At 61.6% G+C, this 15,223-nt stretch carries 16 protein-coding genes; 6 read left to right on the top strand and 10 right to left on the bottom strand.

What is annotated here, in order from left to right; all coding sequences use genetic code 11:
- Window positions 1-12 precede the first annotated feature (12 nt).
- The 3 genes from ACFRFQ_RS02925 to ACFRFQ_RS02915 all read left to right on the top strand — a co-directional run bounded on the left by ACFRFQ_RS02925 (window position 13) and on the right by ACFRFQ_RS02915 (window position 4,425).
- Window positions 13-1,059 (top strand): alpha/beta hydrolase, encoded by a 1,047-nt coding sequence (locus tag ACFRFQ_RS02925; RefSeq protein WP_378652855.1) that lies wholly within the window; start codon window positions 13-15, stop codon window positions 1,057-1,059.
- A 185-nt stretch (window positions 1,060-1,244) separates the two neighbouring features.
- Window positions 1,245-2,291, top strand: a complete 1,047-nt coding sequence (locus ACFRFQ_RS02920) for an alpha/beta hydrolase family protein (RefSeq protein ID WP_138869845.1) — start codon at window positions 1,245-1,247, stop codon at window positions 2,289-2,291.
- Window positions 2,292-2,373: 82 nt separating this feature from the next.
- Complete coding sequence (locus tag ACFRFQ_RS02915) at window positions 2,374-4,425, top strand: prolyl oligopeptidase family protein (RefSeq protein WP_378652852.1); 2,052 nt, start codon at window positions 2,374-2,376, stop codon at window positions 4,423-4,425.
- Between the two features lie 4 nt (window positions 4,426-4,429).
- Here the strand turns inward: ACFRFQ_RS02915 and ACFRFQ_RS02910 are convergent, their stop codons facing one another.
- Window positions 4,430-5,263, bottom strand: coding sequence for an alpha/beta fold hydrolase (locus ACFRFQ_RS02910; protein WP_378652850.1), 834 nt, complete (start codon window positions 5,261-5,263; stop codon window positions 4,430-4,432).
- A gap of 44 nt (window positions 5,264-5,307) precedes the next feature.
- Window positions 5,308-6,222, bottom strand: a complete 915-nt coding sequence (ppk2, locus tag ACFRFQ_RS02905) for a polyphosphate kinase 2 (RefSeq protein ID WP_378652847.1) — start codon at window positions 6,220-6,222, stop codon at window positions 5,308-5,310.
- Window positions 6,223-6,360: 138 nt separating this feature from the next.
- Between ppk2 and ACFRFQ_RS02900 the strand changes: the two genes are divergently transcribed.
- Window positions 6,361-6,564, top strand: a complete 204-nt coding sequence (locus ACFRFQ_RS02900) for a PspC domain-containing protein (RefSeq protein WP_378652844.1) — start codon at window positions 6,361-6,363, stop codon at window positions 6,562-6,564.
- A 70-nt stretch (window positions 6,565-6,634) separates the two neighbouring features.
- On the opposite strand, the gene ACFRFQ_RS02895 is transcribed toward ACFRFQ_RS02900, so the two are convergent.
- From ACFRFQ_RS02895 to ACFRFQ_RS02880, 4 genes are all read right to left on the bottom strand, one after another.
- On the bottom strand, window positions 6,635-6,778 hold the full coding sequence (locus ACFRFQ_RS02895) for a hypothetical protein (protein ID WP_378652841.1): 144 nt from the start codon (window positions 6,776-6,778) through the stop codon (window positions 6,635-6,637).
- 59 nt (window positions 6,779-6,837) lie between these two features.
- Entirely contained in the window at window positions 6,838-7,029 is a 192-nt protein-coding gene (locus ACFRFQ_RS02890) for a hypothetical protein (protein ID WP_378652838.1), read from the bottom strand.
- A 182-nt stretch (window positions 7,030-7,211) separates the two neighbouring features.
- On the bottom strand, window positions 7,212-7,355 hold the full coding sequence (locus ACFRFQ_RS02885; protein WP_378652835.1) for a hypothetical protein: 144 nt from the start codon (window positions 7,353-7,355) through the stop codon (window positions 7,212-7,214).
- 473 nt (window positions 7,356-7,828) lie between these two features.
- Window positions 7,829-9,271, bottom strand: a complete 1,443-nt coding sequence (locus tag ACFRFQ_RS02880) for a wax ester/triacylglycerol synthase domain-containing protein (RefSeq protein ID WP_378652832.1) — start codon at window positions 9,269-9,271, stop codon at window positions 7,829-7,831.
- A gap of 275 nt (window positions 9,272-9,546) precedes the next feature.
- Between ACFRFQ_RS02880 and ACFRFQ_RS02875 the strand changes: the two genes are divergently transcribed.
- Entirely contained in the window at window positions 9,547-10,356 is an 810-nt protein-coding gene (locus ACFRFQ_RS02875; RefSeq protein WP_378652829.1) for an IclR family transcriptional regulator, read from the top strand.
- Here ACFRFQ_RS02875 and ACFRFQ_RS02870 read toward each other — a convergent pair.
- On the bottom strand, window positions 10,325-10,864 hold the full coding sequence (locus tag ACFRFQ_RS02870; RefSeq protein WP_138869853.1) for a VOC family protein: 540 nt from the start codon (window positions 10,862-10,864) through the stop codon (window positions 10,325-10,327). The genes ACFRFQ_RS02875 and ACFRFQ_RS02870 overlap by 32 nt on opposite strands.
- A gap of 182 nt (window positions 10,865-11,046) precedes the next feature.
- Here ACFRFQ_RS02870 and ACFRFQ_RS02865 point away from each other — a divergent pair, with 182 nt between their 5' ends.
- The gene (locus tag ACFRFQ_RS02865) at window positions 11,047-11,793 is read left to right on the top strand and encodes a DUF559 domain-containing protein (RefSeq protein ID WP_378652827.1); all 747 of its coding nucleotides are present in this window, start codon (window positions 11,047-11,049) and stop codon (window positions 11,791-11,793) included.
- A gap of 133 nt (window positions 11,794-11,926) precedes the next feature.
- Here ACFRFQ_RS02865 and groL read toward each other — a convergent pair whose 3' ends face one another.
- The 3 genes from groL to ACFRFQ_RS02850 all read right to left on the bottom strand — a co-directional run bounded on the left by groL (window position 11,927) and on the right by ACFRFQ_RS02850 (window position 15,219).
- Window positions 11,927-13,549 (bottom strand): chaperonin GroEL, encoded by a 1,623-nt coding sequence (gene groL, locus ACFRFQ_RS02860; RefSeq protein WP_378652825.1) that lies wholly within the window; start codon window positions 13,547-13,549, stop codon window positions 11,927-11,929.
- A gap of 245 nt (window positions 13,550-13,794) precedes the next feature.
- Window positions 13,795-14,352: a DUF6764 family protein gene (locus tag ACFRFQ_RS02855; protein ID WP_138869854.1), complete on the bottom strand. Its 558-nt coding sequence runs from the start codon at window positions 14,350-14,352 to the stop codon at window positions 13,795-13,797.
- A gap of 81 nt (window positions 14,353-14,433) precedes the next feature.
- Window positions 14,434-15,219, bottom strand: coding sequence for an HAD-IIA family hydrolase (locus ACFRFQ_RS02850; RefSeq protein ID WP_138869855.1), 786 nt, complete (start codon window positions 15,217-15,219; stop codon window positions 14,434-14,436).
- Between the last annotated feature and the right edge of the window lie 4 nt (window positions 15,220-15,223).

The raw sequence follows: 15,223 nt of genomic DNA, 5'->3' as shown, positions 1-15,223 counted from the left end.
GTTCTTAAGCCTATGCGTTCTCGTACATTCAAGCGCGGCCGTGTGATCGCCGCGATTGCAGCGGTATCCGTGCTGCCGATGCTTGTCAGTCCGGCCATGGCTTCTGCCGGTGGTGACACCGCTGCGACTCAGACCACACCGGCGGCGTACTCGACGGATTCCAAACTGACGAGCCGCAAGGACGTCGGCCGCAAGTCCACGATCACCGTGTACTCGCCGTCGATGGGCCGCGACATTCCGCTCGAGGTCATCCTCCCCGCAGACAACAGCGAACCCCGCCCGACGCTTTACCTCCTCAACGGCGCAGGCGGCGGCGAAGACCGTGCGACCTGGCAGCGCCAGACCGATGTCATGGACTTCTTCAACGAGAAGAACGTCAATGTCGTCACGCCGATCGAAGGCGCGTTCAGCTACTACACCGACTGGGTGAACGAAGATCCGGCTCTCGGTGTTCAGAAGTGGCAGACGTTCCTGACGCAGGAACTCCCGCCCGTCATCGACAAGGAATTCAACACCAACAAGGTGCAGTCGATCTCCGCGATCTCCATGACCGCTACCTCGGTGCTCAACCTCGCGATCGCAGCCCCCGGCCTCTACAAGAGTGTCGGCGCGTTCAGTGGTTGTGCCGAGACCAGCACTCCGGTCGGCCAGAGCTCCATCGAACTGGTTGTCGGCATGCGCGGCGACGCAGACGTCACCAACATGTGGGGCCCGCTCGACGGCCAGGGCTGGATCGACAACGACCCCGTTGTCAACGCCGAGAAGCTCCGCGGCACCGACCTGTACATCTCCACCGGATCCGGTCTGCCCGGCCCGCACGACACCCTCGCCAATGAGGCAGTCGACGGCCAGGTCGGCGTGCTCGCCAACCAGATCATCGTCGGCGGCGTCATCGAGGCAGCAGTCAACTACTGCACCCACAACCTCGCGTACCGTCTGAACGAGCTGCAGATCCCGGCAACGTTCGACTTCAAGCCCACCGGCACCCACTCGTGGGGCTACTGGCAGGACGATCTCCACAACTCCTGGCCGATGATCGCCAACTCCATGGGCATCTGACACCACAGATAAACAGGTTTTCCGCCGCACAACCCCGCTCTCCGAATCTTCGAGAGCGGGGTTGTGTGCTGCACGGAAGCTGGAACCACGAAACGCTCTCCTGACCATGGCAATTCTGGTTTACTGGCCAATGACATCGACCCAGGTCACACACCGGGTTACACGTAGTGGAGGTTTCAGTTCGTATGGGCGCTCGTACATTCACGCGGGGACGTTTGGTCGCTGCAGTCGCAGCACTGTCCGTGATTCCGATGCTGATCAGTCCCGCCATCGCCTCAGCGGGCGGCGATTCCTCAGGCACCACGGCACAAGCCACGTCCGGCGCCGCTGGTTCGTACCTTGCGAGTCGTAGCGACGTCGGCCGCAAGTCCACGATCGCCGTGTACTCGGCGTCGATGGGCCGCAACATTCCCCTCGAGGTCATCCTCCCTGCGGACAACAGCGCACCGCGCCCGACGCTCTATCTCCTCAACGGCGCCGGCGGCGGCGAAGACTCCGCGACGTGGCAGCGTAAGACCGACGTGATGAACTTCTTCCAGGACAAGAACCTCAACGTCGTGACGCCGCTCGAAGGCGCGTTCAGCTACTACACCGACTGGGTCAACGACGATCCCGAACTCGGTCGTCAGAAGTGGCAGACGTTCCTGACGCAGGAACTCCCGCCCGTCATCGACAAGGAATTCAACACCAACAAGGTGCAGTCGATCTCCGCGATCTCCATGACCGCCACGTCGGTACTCAACCTCGCGATCGCAGCCCCCGGCCTCTACAAGAGCGTCGGCGCGTACAGCGGTTGCGCCGAGACCAGCACCCCGGTCGGTCAGGGTGCTATTCAGTTGGTCACCGGCGTCCGTGGCGGTGCCGATATCGCGAACATGTGGGGCCCGGTCGGTAGCCAGGGTTGGATCGACAACGATCCGGTTGTCAACGCCGAGAAGCTCCGCGGCACTGAACTGTACGTTTCTACCGGCTCGGGTCTGCCCGGCCCGCACGACACCCTCGCCAACCCTGCGATGAACGGCGAACCCGCCAATCTTGCCAACCAGATCATCGTGGGCGGCCTCATCGAGGCAGCGGTCAACTACTGCACCCATAACCTCGCCTACCGTCTGAACGAGCTGCAGATCCCCGCGCAGTTCGACTTCAAGCCCACCGGCACCCACTCGTGGGGCTACTGGCAGGACGATCTCCACAACTCGTGGCCGATGATCGCGCGTTCGCTGAACGTCTGAGTTCACGACTTTCGACCCCGCTTCCACCGGCTTTCGGGAGCGGGGTCGAATGCTGTCGGCGGGAAGCAGTAAGAATGGAGCCATGACATCCGATCAGCACGCCCCGACAGACAACGATCCGTACCTCTGGCTCGAAGACGTCACGGGCGAGGCCGCTCTTGATTGGGTGCGTGCGCACAACGCTGTCACCGAAGCACAACTCGCAACCGGTGAGCGCTTCGAGCGGATGCAGTCCGATGTCCGCGAGGTCCTCGACACCGACGCCCGCATCCCGTACGTGCGTCGCCGCGGCGAGTATCTGTACAACTTCTGGCGCGACGGCACCAACATTCGCGGGCTGTGGCGTCGAACCACGCTCGAACAGTATCAAAGCGACAACCCCGAGTGGGACGTGTTGGTCGACCTCGACGCGCTGGCCGAATCCGAGGGCGAGAACTGGGTCTGGAAGGGCACACAGTTGCTGCGCCCCCACCGCAATCGCGCCTTGATCAGCTTGTCGCGCGGCGGAGCGGACGCCGCAGTGGTCCGCGAATTCGACATCGAGACAAGGCAATTCCTCTCGCCTGACGGAGAGTATTCGGGTTTCTATCTTCCCGAGGCCAAGACCGATATCGACTGGATCGACATCGACACCGTCTATGTCGGAACCGATACCGGGCCGGGATCACTCACCGATTCCGGTTACCCTCGTCTGGCGCAGCGATGGAAGCGCGGCACTCCCCTCTCCAGCGCCGAGACGCTTTACGAGGGCGAGAGCACCGATGTTGCGATCTCCGCATCACATGATCCGACGCCTGGCTTCGAACGTGATTTCGTGACCCGCTCCGTCGATTTCTACAATTCACGACGGTTCCAGCTCACGCTCGACGACGAACTCGTTCTGATCGAGACACCCGAAGACGCCGGCATCTCGATTCACCACGAGTGGTTGCTGATTCGCACCAAATCACCGTGGACGGTCGAGGGCGCCGAGTACGCGACGGGCACCTTGCTGGCTGCTCGGTACGAGGATTACCTCGCCGGCACTCGCAACCTCACGGTTCTGTTCGAGCCCGACGAGCATTCGTCGCTCGACCACTACAGTTGGACCCGCGATCATCTGATTCTTGTAGTTCTGACCGACGTCCGAACCACCCTGCGGATACTGACTCCCGCCGATAATGCCTGGGACGAGCGGCCTTTCGAGGGGCTACCAGAACTCACCACCATCGAGATCCTGGACACCGACCCCGATTCCGGCAACGAGTACTTCCTCAACGCCAGCGGATACACCTCACCGGCCACGCTGCTGCACGGAGTGATCGGGGAATCGGAACCGACGGTCGTCAAAGCCGCGCCCGCATTTTTTGATGCCACAAACATTGTCACGCAACAGTTCTTCGCAACCTCGTCCGACGGTACCCAGGTTCCCTACTTCGTGGTCGGAACCGAAGACAGCACACCCGGACCCACCCTCCTCTACGGTTACGGCGGATTCGAGGTCTCGCTGACGCCGTCGTACAGCGGTTCCATCGGGCGAGCCTGGCTCACCCGCGGTGGCACGTACGTCGTGGCCAACATCCGCGGCGGCGGCGAGTACGGACCAGGCTGGCACACACAGGTTCTCAAGTCCGGGCGCCACAAGGTGGACGAGGATTTTGCGGCAGTCGCCCGCGATCTGGTCGACCGCGGCATCACCACACCCGAGTTGTTGGCCGCCCAAGGTGGCAGCAACGGCGGACTCCTCATGGGCATCATGCTCACGAAGTACCCAGAACTGTTCGGCGCCATAGTTTGCCAGGTTCCACTCCTCGACATGCGACGGTTCCATCTTCTCCTCGCCGGCGCATCCTGGATGGCGGAGTACGGCGACCCGGACAACGCCGACGAGTGGTCCTTCATCTCGGAGTACAGCCCGTATCAGAACATCGACGCCGATGCGTCGTGCCCGCCGATCCTCATCGCGACGTCCACGCGTGACGACCGCGTCCATCCCGCCCACGCTCGCAAGATGGCCGCACGGCTGGAGGAGCTGGGCAAGCCGGTGCTGTACTTCGAGAACATCGAAGGTGGGCATGGCGGCGCTGCGGACAATGCTCAGTTGGCGTACAAGACCGCGCTCACCTACGAGTTCCTGTGGCAGAAATTCAGCTGAGTTGTCAGCGGTCGCGTAGCCACGCGACGACGCGCTTGGTCACAGCATCCGGTTTCCTGATCCAGCCGTTGTGACCGAGCGGTTCGTCGACGTGCACCATCGTGACCTGTGATCCGGTGAGCTTGTCCACCAAGTTCTTTGCGGATCGGCGCGGAGCGAGATCGTCGCCGTCGATGGTGACGGACAGGACCGGCAAGTTCAGTCGAGCGATCCGCTCCTCGTAGTCGATATCAGCGCCGACGGGGTCGATGGTGCCGGTACGCGCAAATCTGGCCCAGTCGGTGATCAACACCTTCGATTGCCGTCCGAACCCACCGACACTCAGTCGATCGCCGGGCCAGAATCCGGCGATGTTGGCCGTCACCGACATCGCCGACGAACCCAGATACAGCCCCGGAGCACGGATTCCCGGGAAGCCCCGGTGGTAGGGCGAGCCGGACGCCACGAGGATCAAACCGCCGAGGCGTCCGCGAATCCTTGCCGCGTACATCGTCCCCAACTGGCCACCCATACTGTGACCGAGCAGGAATGGTGTACTCGCCGGGAATCTTTCACGCACCACTTCGAACGTGGCCGGGAAATCCACCGACACCAACTCCTGGTACCCGAAGGCCGACGACGCACTCGGCCGTGGCCGACTGTCACCCTGACCGCGCAATTCTCCGATCACAGCGTTGAAGCCCTCGGCAACCAACGCTTCGGCAACCGGATCGTAGAACCCCGCCGGCACGCCCAGACCAGGAAAGATCACGACGACGGGAGCGTCGTCGACCGGTCCCGGAAACAGGCGGATCGGAGTCACGGTTCCATCGGGAAGTTGGATCGGCACGGTCTCCATGCGTCTCACACTATCCACCGCGGAGCCGTCGGTCAGCCGTCTTGCTATTCCAGGCTGCCCACAATCAGCGGGTCAGGCGTTCCGACGATGTCGTGGTCCTTGTTGTCGTAGTCGAACTGGCTCAGCACATGTCGCATCGCGTTGATCCGGGCGCGCTTCTTGTCGTTGCTCTTGATGACGGTCCACGGAGCGGTTGCCGTATCGGTGAACCTGATCATCTCTTCCTTCGCCGCGGTGTACGCATCCCACTTGTCCAGGGACGCGATATCCATCGGGGAAAGTTTCCACTGGCGCACGGGATCGACCTGGCGAATCGCAAACCTCGTCCGCTGCTCGAGCGGCGACACCGAGAACCAGAACTTGATGAGGCTGATGCCGTCGTCGACAAGCATCTGCTCGAAGAGCGGCACCTGACGCAGAAAACGATCGTGCTCCTCGTCCGTGCAAAACCCCATGACGCGCTCGACTCCGGCCCGGTTGTACCAGGAGCGATCGAACATCACGAGCTCACCGGCCGCCGGGAGGTGCTGTACATAGCGCTGGAAATACCACTGCGTCGACTCGCGCGCCGACGGCTTTTCCAGAGCGACGACGCGTGCGCCACGAGGGTTGAGGTGTTCCATGAAGCGCTTGATGGTGCCGCCCTTGCCTGCGGCGTCGCGTCCTTCGAACACAATCGCGTGGCGGGCACCGGTCTCCTTGGACCAATTCTGCAGCTTCAGCAGTTCGATCTGCAGGAGACGCTTGGCGATCTCGTATTCCTCGCGTGACATCCGGGAGTGGTACGGGTATCCCTCGCGCCAGGTATCGACCTCGAAACCCTCTGGTGCCGTGAGCAACACGGGGTCGTCGTCGTCACTGTCGTCGACGGTGAATGCCGTCGTGTCTGTCAGGTCCACCGCGCTCGACAGGTCGGCGAAGGCACTGAGGAAGGGACGGCGCTCTGCTGTTTCGGTCATTCCTGACAGGCTAGCCACCTTCAGCAACCATTGGGTGACGCCCCGGTGAACGGGCGCGTTCGCTGCCGGGCGAAGATCAGGGATAGATGGGGGTGATTCCCGATGGTCGAAGTGGCCTGGTCAGGCCAGACTTGAACCATGACATTCGAGAGCAACACACCACGCCCCTTCACCCGATCCACCGACAACAAAATGTTCGCCGGAGTGTGCGGCGGGATTGCAGAATACTTCGACGTCGACGTCAATTTAGTTCGTGTTCTGGCAGTTATCGCCGCCGTGTGCACTGGCGGAACCGCAGCCTTGGTTTATCTTGCAGCCTGGATGCTGATGCCTTTGGGATAGCGCACTCGAGAATAGAATTGTGGGGCCCACGCATTTCGAACGCGGACCCCACAATCAAGAAATTCTCGACTTACTTGGCAGCTTTGAGCGTTCCGCCACTGAGTTCGGCAAGCGCGGTCAGGCCTTTGACAGCGAGTTCGCTGACACTACCTAATCCTTGGCCGATAATAGTGCCGACGGAACCCGCAGCGTCCATTACGGAGCCTTCAATCATGTTTGTTCTCCTTCTATCCGCACAGTTACGGGGTGGTCAGATAACTCAGAGCTGCAAGACTACGGAGCGACAACGGTGGGCGCGAAACTGATTGCATCAAGCGATCCGGAGACCCCACCGAAGGTGTCACTCAACGATCCAAACAAATTGGCACCGAGGTTATCCAACCCTAACAACACATTCACCAGTGCTTGAGTTGCGGTTTCGCCATTCTCCATGACATAACCGAGGATATTTGCCAGCGACCCCATTTTAACTCCTCAAAAGAAGACTTGCGAACATTGTCTTCCCAGCACATTAGCGTCAAAACCGAAATTCGGCGGTGAAATGGAAAATTGTTTGTCAATCTCGACAAGTGAGAATAAACGAGCAGGTACAGACCATTTTGGGGCCCGGGCGCCGTGCGCCCAGGCCCCAAAACCAAGCCGTTGGGCTACTTCGCGGCCTTGAGCGTTCCGCCACTGAGTTCGGCAAGAGCGGTGAGGCCCTTGACAGCGAGATCGCTGACGCTGCCCATACCCTGGCCGATAATGGTGCCGACGGAACCCGCAGCATCCATGACAGATCCTTCAATCATGTTGTACTCCTATATATCTGTTGAGTGAAGTGGACGTGCCAACTGCTCAGATTGCAGGATCAAGCTGGCGGGATAACTTCAGGCAGGAAACTAATCGTGTCGAGAGATCCGGAGATCCCGCCAAATGTGTCACTCAGCGAGCCGAATAGATTAGCACCCATGTTATCCAAGCCCAGCAGCATATTGAGAAGGCTCCCCAACTGAGTGCCCATCCCGTCTGGTCCAAGAAGAATGTCCATCAAAGAACCCATTGTCTGAACTCCCTATGTAGAAGGCTCCCCACCCGACCGCCAAAGAATCGGTTCCGGCGAAGGTTCACCGTTGATGTGTCATCTGCGACTTTAGTGTTAACCCTAGAACCTGTGTCCGAAATGAACGATTAACGTAGATTTTCCAATTTTTGAAACACTTTCCCGGCCAAGGAACCGCACTGCCCGCAACAATTCCGGCCTGGCGGGCACCTGACCGGAAAATCATTCGGCAGCTGGGACGTCGTACTCCACGGCTTGCCGCAACTCGTCGAAACTCTCGCGCAGCAGCACGACATAGTGCTCGGGATCCGGCATCGCTCCCCGTGCCACGATGACATTGAGCGTCAGGGAACCTCCGGCCGCGGCAATCAGAAAGTGGCGCAGAACATCTCCGTCAACAGGAGCCTGCCCACCCAACACGGCAACAGCGGGCGCACCCTCGAACACGTTCCCGTCGATCGTCACCGGGACATTGCTGATCGTGGTGTGCTGCATGACCTCACGATCCGTGTTCAGCTTGTTGAGGCGCCGCGCCAGCCCGGTCAGCCGCAGCAACGGCGCAGGTGACGTCTCGATGCGTGTGCTGAATTTCCGTACCGCCAAATGTGAGCTACGTTCCTTCGCCACCTGCGCAGAATCCCGGATAAGCGCCAGTTTCTCCACCGGATCCGCAACGTCGGAATGGAGATCGACGGTCAGGAGTGCAAGCTGATTGGCCGACTCCCATTCTGCAATCTGCCGCATCGAGCGCGGAACCATGGCTGCGAGAGGGCGTTCCGGTCGCTCGCCCTTCTCCTCGAGATACTTCTCGAGCGCACCGGCCACCACTGCCAGGAAGATATCGTTCACCGTCGCCCCAGGTACAGCGGCTCGGATCGCCTTGATATCAGCACCGTCGAGTGTCACGAACTCCAGCGCCAGATCGCCCTCCAGCACGTGGTTGAAACGCGTCGGCGGACGGTCTGCGACGTACTTCGCCAACTCTCCGGATTCCTCCGCCTGCGTGATCTCCTCTGCCGCTACCTTTGTCGCCGACAGGCCCTTCCCGAACCGGATCAGTTGCCCCGGGAATCCGAGAACGCTGCGCCCCATCATCTCCACCAGCGGCAGCCCCGACTCCCGCGCAGATGCCTTGGGTTTGGCCGGCCCCGAGAACAATCGGTTGGTGAGATTCCTGATCTCGAGACCGTCGCCCGCGCTGTGGTGCGTCTTGAGCATGATCAAGGTCAGGTCGCCGGGCAGATCGTCAATTCCGCTGATTCCGGTCATGACCTCCAATTCCCAGGGAGGCCGCGTCAGATCCATCGGCGCGCTCAGAGACGCGCCCAACAACGCCCGCACCGGCGCCCACCCCGGCCCCGATGCCTTGTGCACGCGAACATGATCATCGACATTGAAATCAGCGGCCGGTACCCAGTACGGATAGTCCAGATCGAGCGGAACTCGCTGCACTCTGCTCGTGAACAGCGGCCAGTAGCCGAACCGCTCGGAAATCCATCGGACCGCGTCGGCGTGCGTCATGTCGGCCAGCGGATGGCCCGCCGTGTCGAAGAAGTACGCGCACACCATGTGACTGAGGTGCCCCTCGGACTCGTTGTAGATGAACTCCGCATCCCGCGGGCCCATCTGGGATACCCCGGCTGACAACGAGTTCCGAAAGATCATGTGTGCCCCTCACATCCGACGCTGGAAGATTGTCCGGATTGTAACGAGGCGACGCCCGATTATCTGGCGTTTCCCCAAGCTCGCCGTCCGGGCCTGAGTGCACACAAATGCCCGCCGGTACGCGTATCCCGTCCTCTCGAGACGAGTTGTGTGCAACCGTGCAACCGCGAGCCGCGCAGTCATTCCCGCTGGCCGGGCCAAACGATTGCCGACGCGAATCGGGCCACACTAAGGTGACTGCGATCACACAGTTGTGGCGAGGACAGGAGTTCAGGGTGAGAACCACTCGCAAGGTGGACGATCCGGTGTCGGTAGTCGATCGAATTTCAGCCATCCTCGAAACCTTCGAGAACACAGGGCCTCTCACACTCGCGGAGGTAACTCAACGAACGGGGATCCCGCGCTCCACCGCTCACCGATTGCTCGAACAACTCGTCACGAAGCGGTGGATCACTCGACAAGAACACCGCTACGAACTCGGAAGCAAATCCTACGAACTCGGCCAGTGGGCGCTCAACCAGAATCGGCTACGCCACGGAGCCGTGCCTGTTCTGAACCGGCTGGCTCGTTCGACTGGGCTGACGGTACATCTGGCGGCACTGAACAACGGCGACGTCCTGTACTTGGACCGCATCCCAGGACGTACGCCGCTCGCACTCCCCAGCCGTGTGGGCTCACGACTCCCCGCGCACGTCACTGCCGTCGGCAAAGCTATTCTGGCCAATCTCGAGCCCGGCAAGATGCAGAGCGTCACTCGTTCTCCGCTCCGCAAGACAACGCCGTACAGCATCACATCCCCAGAGCACCTCCTCACGGAACTCGAACGCGTCCGCGATCACGGAGCGGCAATGGACCGCGAAGAATCTGTGCTCGGAATCGCCTGTGTGGCAACCTCTATCGGACCTCGGGATCACTACTACGGAAATCGCGCGGCTATCTCGGTGTGCGGGCCGATCGGCGACATGAAGATGAATCAACTCGTGTCAACCGTGCGAATTGCTGCACGCGATATCTGGGACACCTGCGTCGCAAACGACCTCAAGTCGGTTACACCTACTGGTTCTGCTCCGCGGCGCGCGCCATGAGTTGCGCGTAGATCGCACGATCGGTGCGCGGACCACCGGGCGTCGACGCACCGTAACGTTCGATTTCGGCAGCGATATCAAGCGGCCGTGTGTGCGCGACGCCCGGCACGAGTTCACCGTCGAGTTGTCCGTCCGGAACCAGCCAGGTGACCTCGAATTCGATTCCGTCGGGATCGCGGCCGTAGAGGGCTTTAGTCGCAGCGTGATTGGACGCTCCGCTGAGTGCCTTTGCAGCCAGCATCCGATCCCGGCACTCGGCGAGTTCACCGAGTGTCTCCACCTCCCAGGCCAGGTGATAGAGACCTACCGAGCCGTCCCGTGCGCGAGGTGCGTTGGCCTGAAAGAGTCCCAAGTCGTGATCGTTTGCCGAATTAGCTCCCCGCAGGAATGCTCCACCGGGAAATTCGACCGGAAGCTTCTCGAAACCCAGTACCTCGCAATAGAACGACGCACTCCGCTGCACATCAGAGACGAACAGCACCGCATGGTTCAGGCTTCGAATAGCCATTGCACTCCCTCATCTGTACACAGCCGTGTTGGTTGTCCACAGACTAATTTCTCACGTCCGCATATCGGCTTCGATACAGCCACAGTATCTACGTGGACGTCCTCGCCCGGAACCAGCTCCTCGAACGAGGACTCAGCCGAAGCGCAATTGCGCGTGCCACGAACTCGGGCAGACTCCACCGCGTGCTGCCGTCCGTTTACTCCACCGACAATCCCGGATACTTCGAACGTTGCGTCGCGGTCACTCTCTGGAAGCCCGACGCGGTACTCAGTCACTCGAGTGCCGCTTGGCTGTGGGGATTGCTCGACGAGGAGCCGCGGCAGGTTGACGCCACTGTGCTGCGGTCGGCTCAGGTACGCGGGCCGGAATGGGTGCGGCTGCACCGGCGGAATCTGAAGTCGAGTGATCAGTGCATGGGCTTGCCCGTCGTACCCGTCGAACAGTGTTTCATCGACGTCGCGGCCACTCTTCCGCGTCCCCAGTTGGAGGCGTTCTTCGACGCAGCGGTGTCGACGCGGGTGCCGTGGACGTTGATCGCGCTGCGCTGCGACGAGATGAAAGGCCTGCACGGAATCCCTGCTGTGCGCGAACAGCTTCGAACCTGCTGCCCGGGGACGCTGTCGGAGCCGGAGCGCATCGTCGCCCGGGCGTTGTCGCGGCGCCGCTTTCCGCTCGAGATCAACGGCAGGGTCGGCAGGTACTACGGCGACCTGATGTGCCGCAGAGCCCGGGTATTCGTCGAGATCGACGGCCGCGAATTCCATATAGCGCCTGAGGTATTCAACAATGACCGGCGCCGCCAGAATGCGTTGGTTCTCGACGGCTGGCTGGTGCTGCGCTATTCCGCGGCAACTGTGATGGCTCACCTCGACGCGGTGGTGGACGAGATCATCGCGGTGGTGCGCAGACGCCGCCACAACCGGGCCTGAGTGCACACAAATCGCGCGCATGAACGGGAACCCGCACGCCACTCGAACTTGTGCGCAAAAATACTCACCCGCCCACGCAAAAGCCCGGCCCACCAAATGGTGGACCGGGCCTCTAGGAGCTGAGGGGATGGACTTAGAAGTCCATGCCGCCCATGCCGCCGGTGGGATCGCCTGCGGGAGCAGCCTTCTCCGGCTTGTCAGCGACAACAGCTTCGGTCGTCAGGAACAGAGCCGCGATGGACGCTGCGTTCTGCAGTGCCGAGCGGGTGACCTTGACCGGGTCGTTGATGCCTGCAGCGAGCAGGTCGCCGTACTCGTTGGTCGCAGCGTTGAGGCCGTGACCTGCGGGCAGGTTGGAGACCTTGTCCGCAACAACGCCGGGCTCGAGGCCTGCGTTGAATGCGATCTGCTTGAGCGGTGCGGACAGTGCAACGCGAACGATGTTCGCGCCGGTTGCCTCGTCACCTTCGAGCTTGAGGTCGTCCAGGGCGGGCGCTGCCTGGAGAAGTGCAACGCCACCGCCGGCGACGATGCCCTCTTCGACAGCTGCCTTTGCGTTGCGCACTGCATCTTCGATGCGGTGCTTGCGCTCCTTGAGCTCAACCTCGGTTGCAGCGCCGGCCTTGATGACTGCAACGCCGCCGGCCAGCTTGGCCAGACGTTCCTGCAGCTTCTCGCGGTCGTAATCCGAGTCGCTGTTCTCGATCTCAGCGCGGATCTGGCTGACGCGACCGGCGATGGCGTCGGCGTCGCCGGCACCTTCGACGATGGTGGTCTCGTCCTTGGTGATGACAACCTTGCGTGCCTGGCCGAGGAGCTCGAGGCCTGCGGTCTCCAAGGAGAGTCCGACCTCTTCGCTGATGACCTCTCCACCCGTGAGGATGGCGATGTCGGCGAGCTGAGCCTTACGACGGTCACCGAAGCCGGGAGCCTTGACGGCAACAGACTTGAAGGTGCCACGGATCTTGTTGACGACGAGGGTGGAGAGAGCTTCGCCCTCGACGTCCTCGGCGATGATCAGGAGCGGCTTGCCGGACTGGATGACCTTCTCCAGCAGGGGCAGCAGGTCCTTGACCGTGGAGATCTTGGAGCTGACGAGCAGGATGTAGACGTCTTCGAGGACGGCTTCCTGACGCTCTGCATCGGTGGCGAAGTACGCCGAGATGTAGCCCTTGTCGAAGCGCATGCCCTCGGTGAGCTCGAGCTGCAGGCCGAAGGTGTTGGACTCCTCGACCGTGATGACGCCTTCCTTGCCGACCTTGTCCATTGCCTCGGCGATGAGCTCGCCGATGGACGGGTCGCCTGCGGAGATGCCGGCGGTAGCAGCGATCTGCTCCTTGGTGTCGATCTCCTTGGCGGTCTCGAGCAGGCGAGCTGTGACAGCCTCGACAGCCTTCTCGATGCCGCGCTTGAGGCCGAGCGGGTTCGCGCCGGCTGCGACGTTACGCAGGCCTTCGCGGACCAGTGCCTGTGCGAGGACGGTGGCGGTGGTGGTGCCGTCGCCAGCGACGTCGTCAGTCTTCTTGGCGACCTCCTTGACGAGCTCCGCGCCGATCTTCTCGTACGGGTCGTCGAGTTCGATCTCCTTGGCGATGGAAACACCATCGTTGGTGATCGTGGGGGCGCCCCACTTCTTTTCGAGAACGACGTTGCGACCCTTGGGGCCCAACGTCACCTTGACAGCGTCGGCGAGGGCATTGAGGCCTCGCTCGAGGCCGCGACGTGCCTCTTCGTCGAACGCGATGATCTTTGCCATTGCGAAGTGATCCTCCGGATAGGGGGTGACACACAAGGTGACCGCTCGTCGGGTCACCTCATCGGCACAGGGCGACCGAATTTTGCCTGGTCACCCATCTAGCCTGTGGTCTTAAGCCAGTGCCCGCGACGGACGACCGGGGGTGTCGATGGTTCCCGGTCTCACTGACTCGACCTGGCACTCACAGCTCGCGAGTGCCAATTGCATTTTTAGCACTCGAGCGTGCCGAGTGCAAGGTTCAGGACTCAGCCTGCGATGCAGAACTGTCCGTTGGTGAAGTTCACCGCGAAGGACAAGGTGCCCATGCAGTCGACTCCGTTTGCGTCGGCAGTAGCCCCGGCGCCCCAACCGGCGATGGCAACGGTGAAGTTTCCGTCAGCCGCACCGGCCCGGGCGATGCCGCCGCCAAGCGCGTAGGCATGCGCCTGACCGTTGCCGCGCGAAGCACCGAGAGCCGTTCCGAAACCGTTGGCGTAGGTATTGGTGTAGCTATTATCCGCCGAGACGCTGACAGCCGTTCCGCTCTCCATGGCGCCGGCCTGTGAGCGTCCCGCTCCAACAGCCTGCGCGCCACAACTCGCGGTATCGGACACCTGGATGTCATTGACCAACGGCGGCGACACACACGTGACCGGCGCAGCCGAAGCCACTCCCCCGCCGGCCAGCGCCAGACCCGCAACCAAGCCCATCCCCGCAGTCACAACAGCCCCTGTTCTCGCCAGGCGGCCCCCCAACCGATTACTGGTACTTCCGTTTCCTCGCGAGGAAGAGCGGCGGAACCAGACTGACGAGATCAAGGGCATAGAAAACTCCTTCTTGGAACACGTTCATGGATTCGGGCGCGAGAGTACCCGCTCTTATGACGTGCCGTCACGCATTGCAGGTCACGACTCGAGCAAGGTTTCCAGCAGCGCCGGAAGATCCGCCACGGAATCGATGACATAGTCCGGCTGTTGCGTTGCCAATTCGAGCACTGCCTGCCGAAACTTGCCGGTGCGCACCAGAACTCCGGTCAACCCAACCCTTTGCGACGACAGGATGTCGCCGATCAGATCGTCTCCCACCATGACCGTCGCCTCGGCGTCGACGTCCATCAATTCGGTGGCCGCGAGAAAGCCCGTGAGCGACGGCTTGCCGACGGCTGCGATGTTGACTCCGGCCACTTCCTCGAAACCCGGTAGGTATGTTCCGGTGTCGATCCGCAAGCCCGTGTCGGTCTCCCACATCATCCCGCGGTGCATCGCGACCACTGGGACACCGTCGAGCAAATACTCGAGAACCTGACTCAGTGCCTCGTGCGTGAATTCGGGACCCGCGCCGCCGAGAATGACGACATCCGGGTTCTTGTCGACGAGTTCGATCCCCTCGAGGTCGCTGGACACATCGCCGTTGTTGAGCACCCAGGCCTTTGCTTCGGGATACGTGGTGCGCACGTACTCCGCCGTGAGCCGTGCTGCAGTGACAATCTGGCTGGGCTCGACCGCAATTCCCGCATCGCACAGCCCTTCGGCGATCAGCGACGAACTGCGCGAGGTGGTGTTGGTGAGAAACCCGCACGCCAAGCCTCGGTTACGCACATCACGGACCGCCTCGCCGGCGCCCTCGATGGGCTGCCAGGACGTGAGCAGGACTCCGTCGATGTCGAACAGAACACCTTCGATGTCAGCCATTGCA

This window comes from Rhodococcus sp. NPDC056743 (assembly GCF_042790355.1).
Lineage (GTDB): Bacteria > Actinomycetota > Actinomycetes > Mycobacteriales > Mycobacteriaceae > Rhodococcus_F.
Note: the sequence above shows the minus strand (reverse complement) of the source record. Positions and strands in the feature narration are given on the sequence as shown.

Coding starts and splice junctions, on each gene's coding strand:
- ACFRFQ_RS02925 (WP_378652855.1), top strand. CDS start 13: ATGCGTTCTCGTACATTCAAGCGCGGCCGTGTGATCGCCGCGATTGCA.
- ACFRFQ_RS02920 (WP_138869845.1), top strand. CDS start 1,245: ATGGGCGCTCGTACATTCACGCGGGGACGTTTGGTCGCTGCAGTCGCA.
- ACFRFQ_RS02915 (WP_378652852.1), top strand. CDS start 2,374: ATGACATCCGATCAGCACGCCCCGACAGACAACGATCCGTACCTCTGG.
- ACFRFQ_RS02910 (WP_378652850.1), bottom strand. CDS start 5,263: ATGGAGACCGTGCCGATCCAACTTCCCGATGGAACCGTGACTCCGATC.
- ppk2 (WP_378652847.1), bottom strand. CDS start 6,222: ATGACCGAAACAGCAGAGCGCCGTCCCTTCCTCAGTGCCTTCGCCGAC.
- ACFRFQ_RS02900 (WP_378652844.1), top strand. CDS start 6,361: ATGACATTCGAGAGCAACACACCACGCCCCTTCACCCGATCCACCGAC.
- ACFRFQ_RS02895 (WP_378652841.1), bottom strand. CDS start 6,778: ATGATTGAAGGCTCCGTAATGGACGCTGCGGGTTCCGTCGGCACTATT.
- ACFRFQ_RS02890 (WP_378652838.1), bottom strand. CDS start 7,029: ATGGGGTCGCTGGCAAATATCCTCGGTTATGTCATGGAGAATGGCGAA.
- ACFRFQ_RS02885 (WP_378652835.1), bottom strand. CDS start 7,355: ATGATTGAAGGATCTGTCATGGATGCTGCGGGTTCCGTCGGCACCATT.
- ACFRFQ_RS02880 (WP_378652832.1), bottom strand. CDS start 9,271: ATGATCTTTCGGAACTCGTTGTCAGCCGGGGTATCCCAGATGGGCCCG.
- ACFRFQ_RS02870 (WP_138869853.1), bottom strand. CDS start 10,864: ATGGCTATTCGAAGCCTGAACCATGCGGTGCTGTTCGTCTCTGATGTG.
- groL (WP_378652825.1), bottom strand. CDS start 13,549: ATGGCAAAGATCATCGCGTTCGACGAAGAGGCACGTCGCGGCCTCGAG.
- ACFRFQ_RS02855 (WP_138869854.1), bottom strand. CDS start 14,352: ATGCCCTTGATCTCGTCAGTCTGGTTCCGCCGCTCTTCCTCGCGAGGA.
- ACFRFQ_RS02850 (WP_138869855.1), bottom strand. CDS start 15,219: ATGGCTGACATCGAAGGTGTTCTGTTCGACATCGACGGAGTCCTGCTC.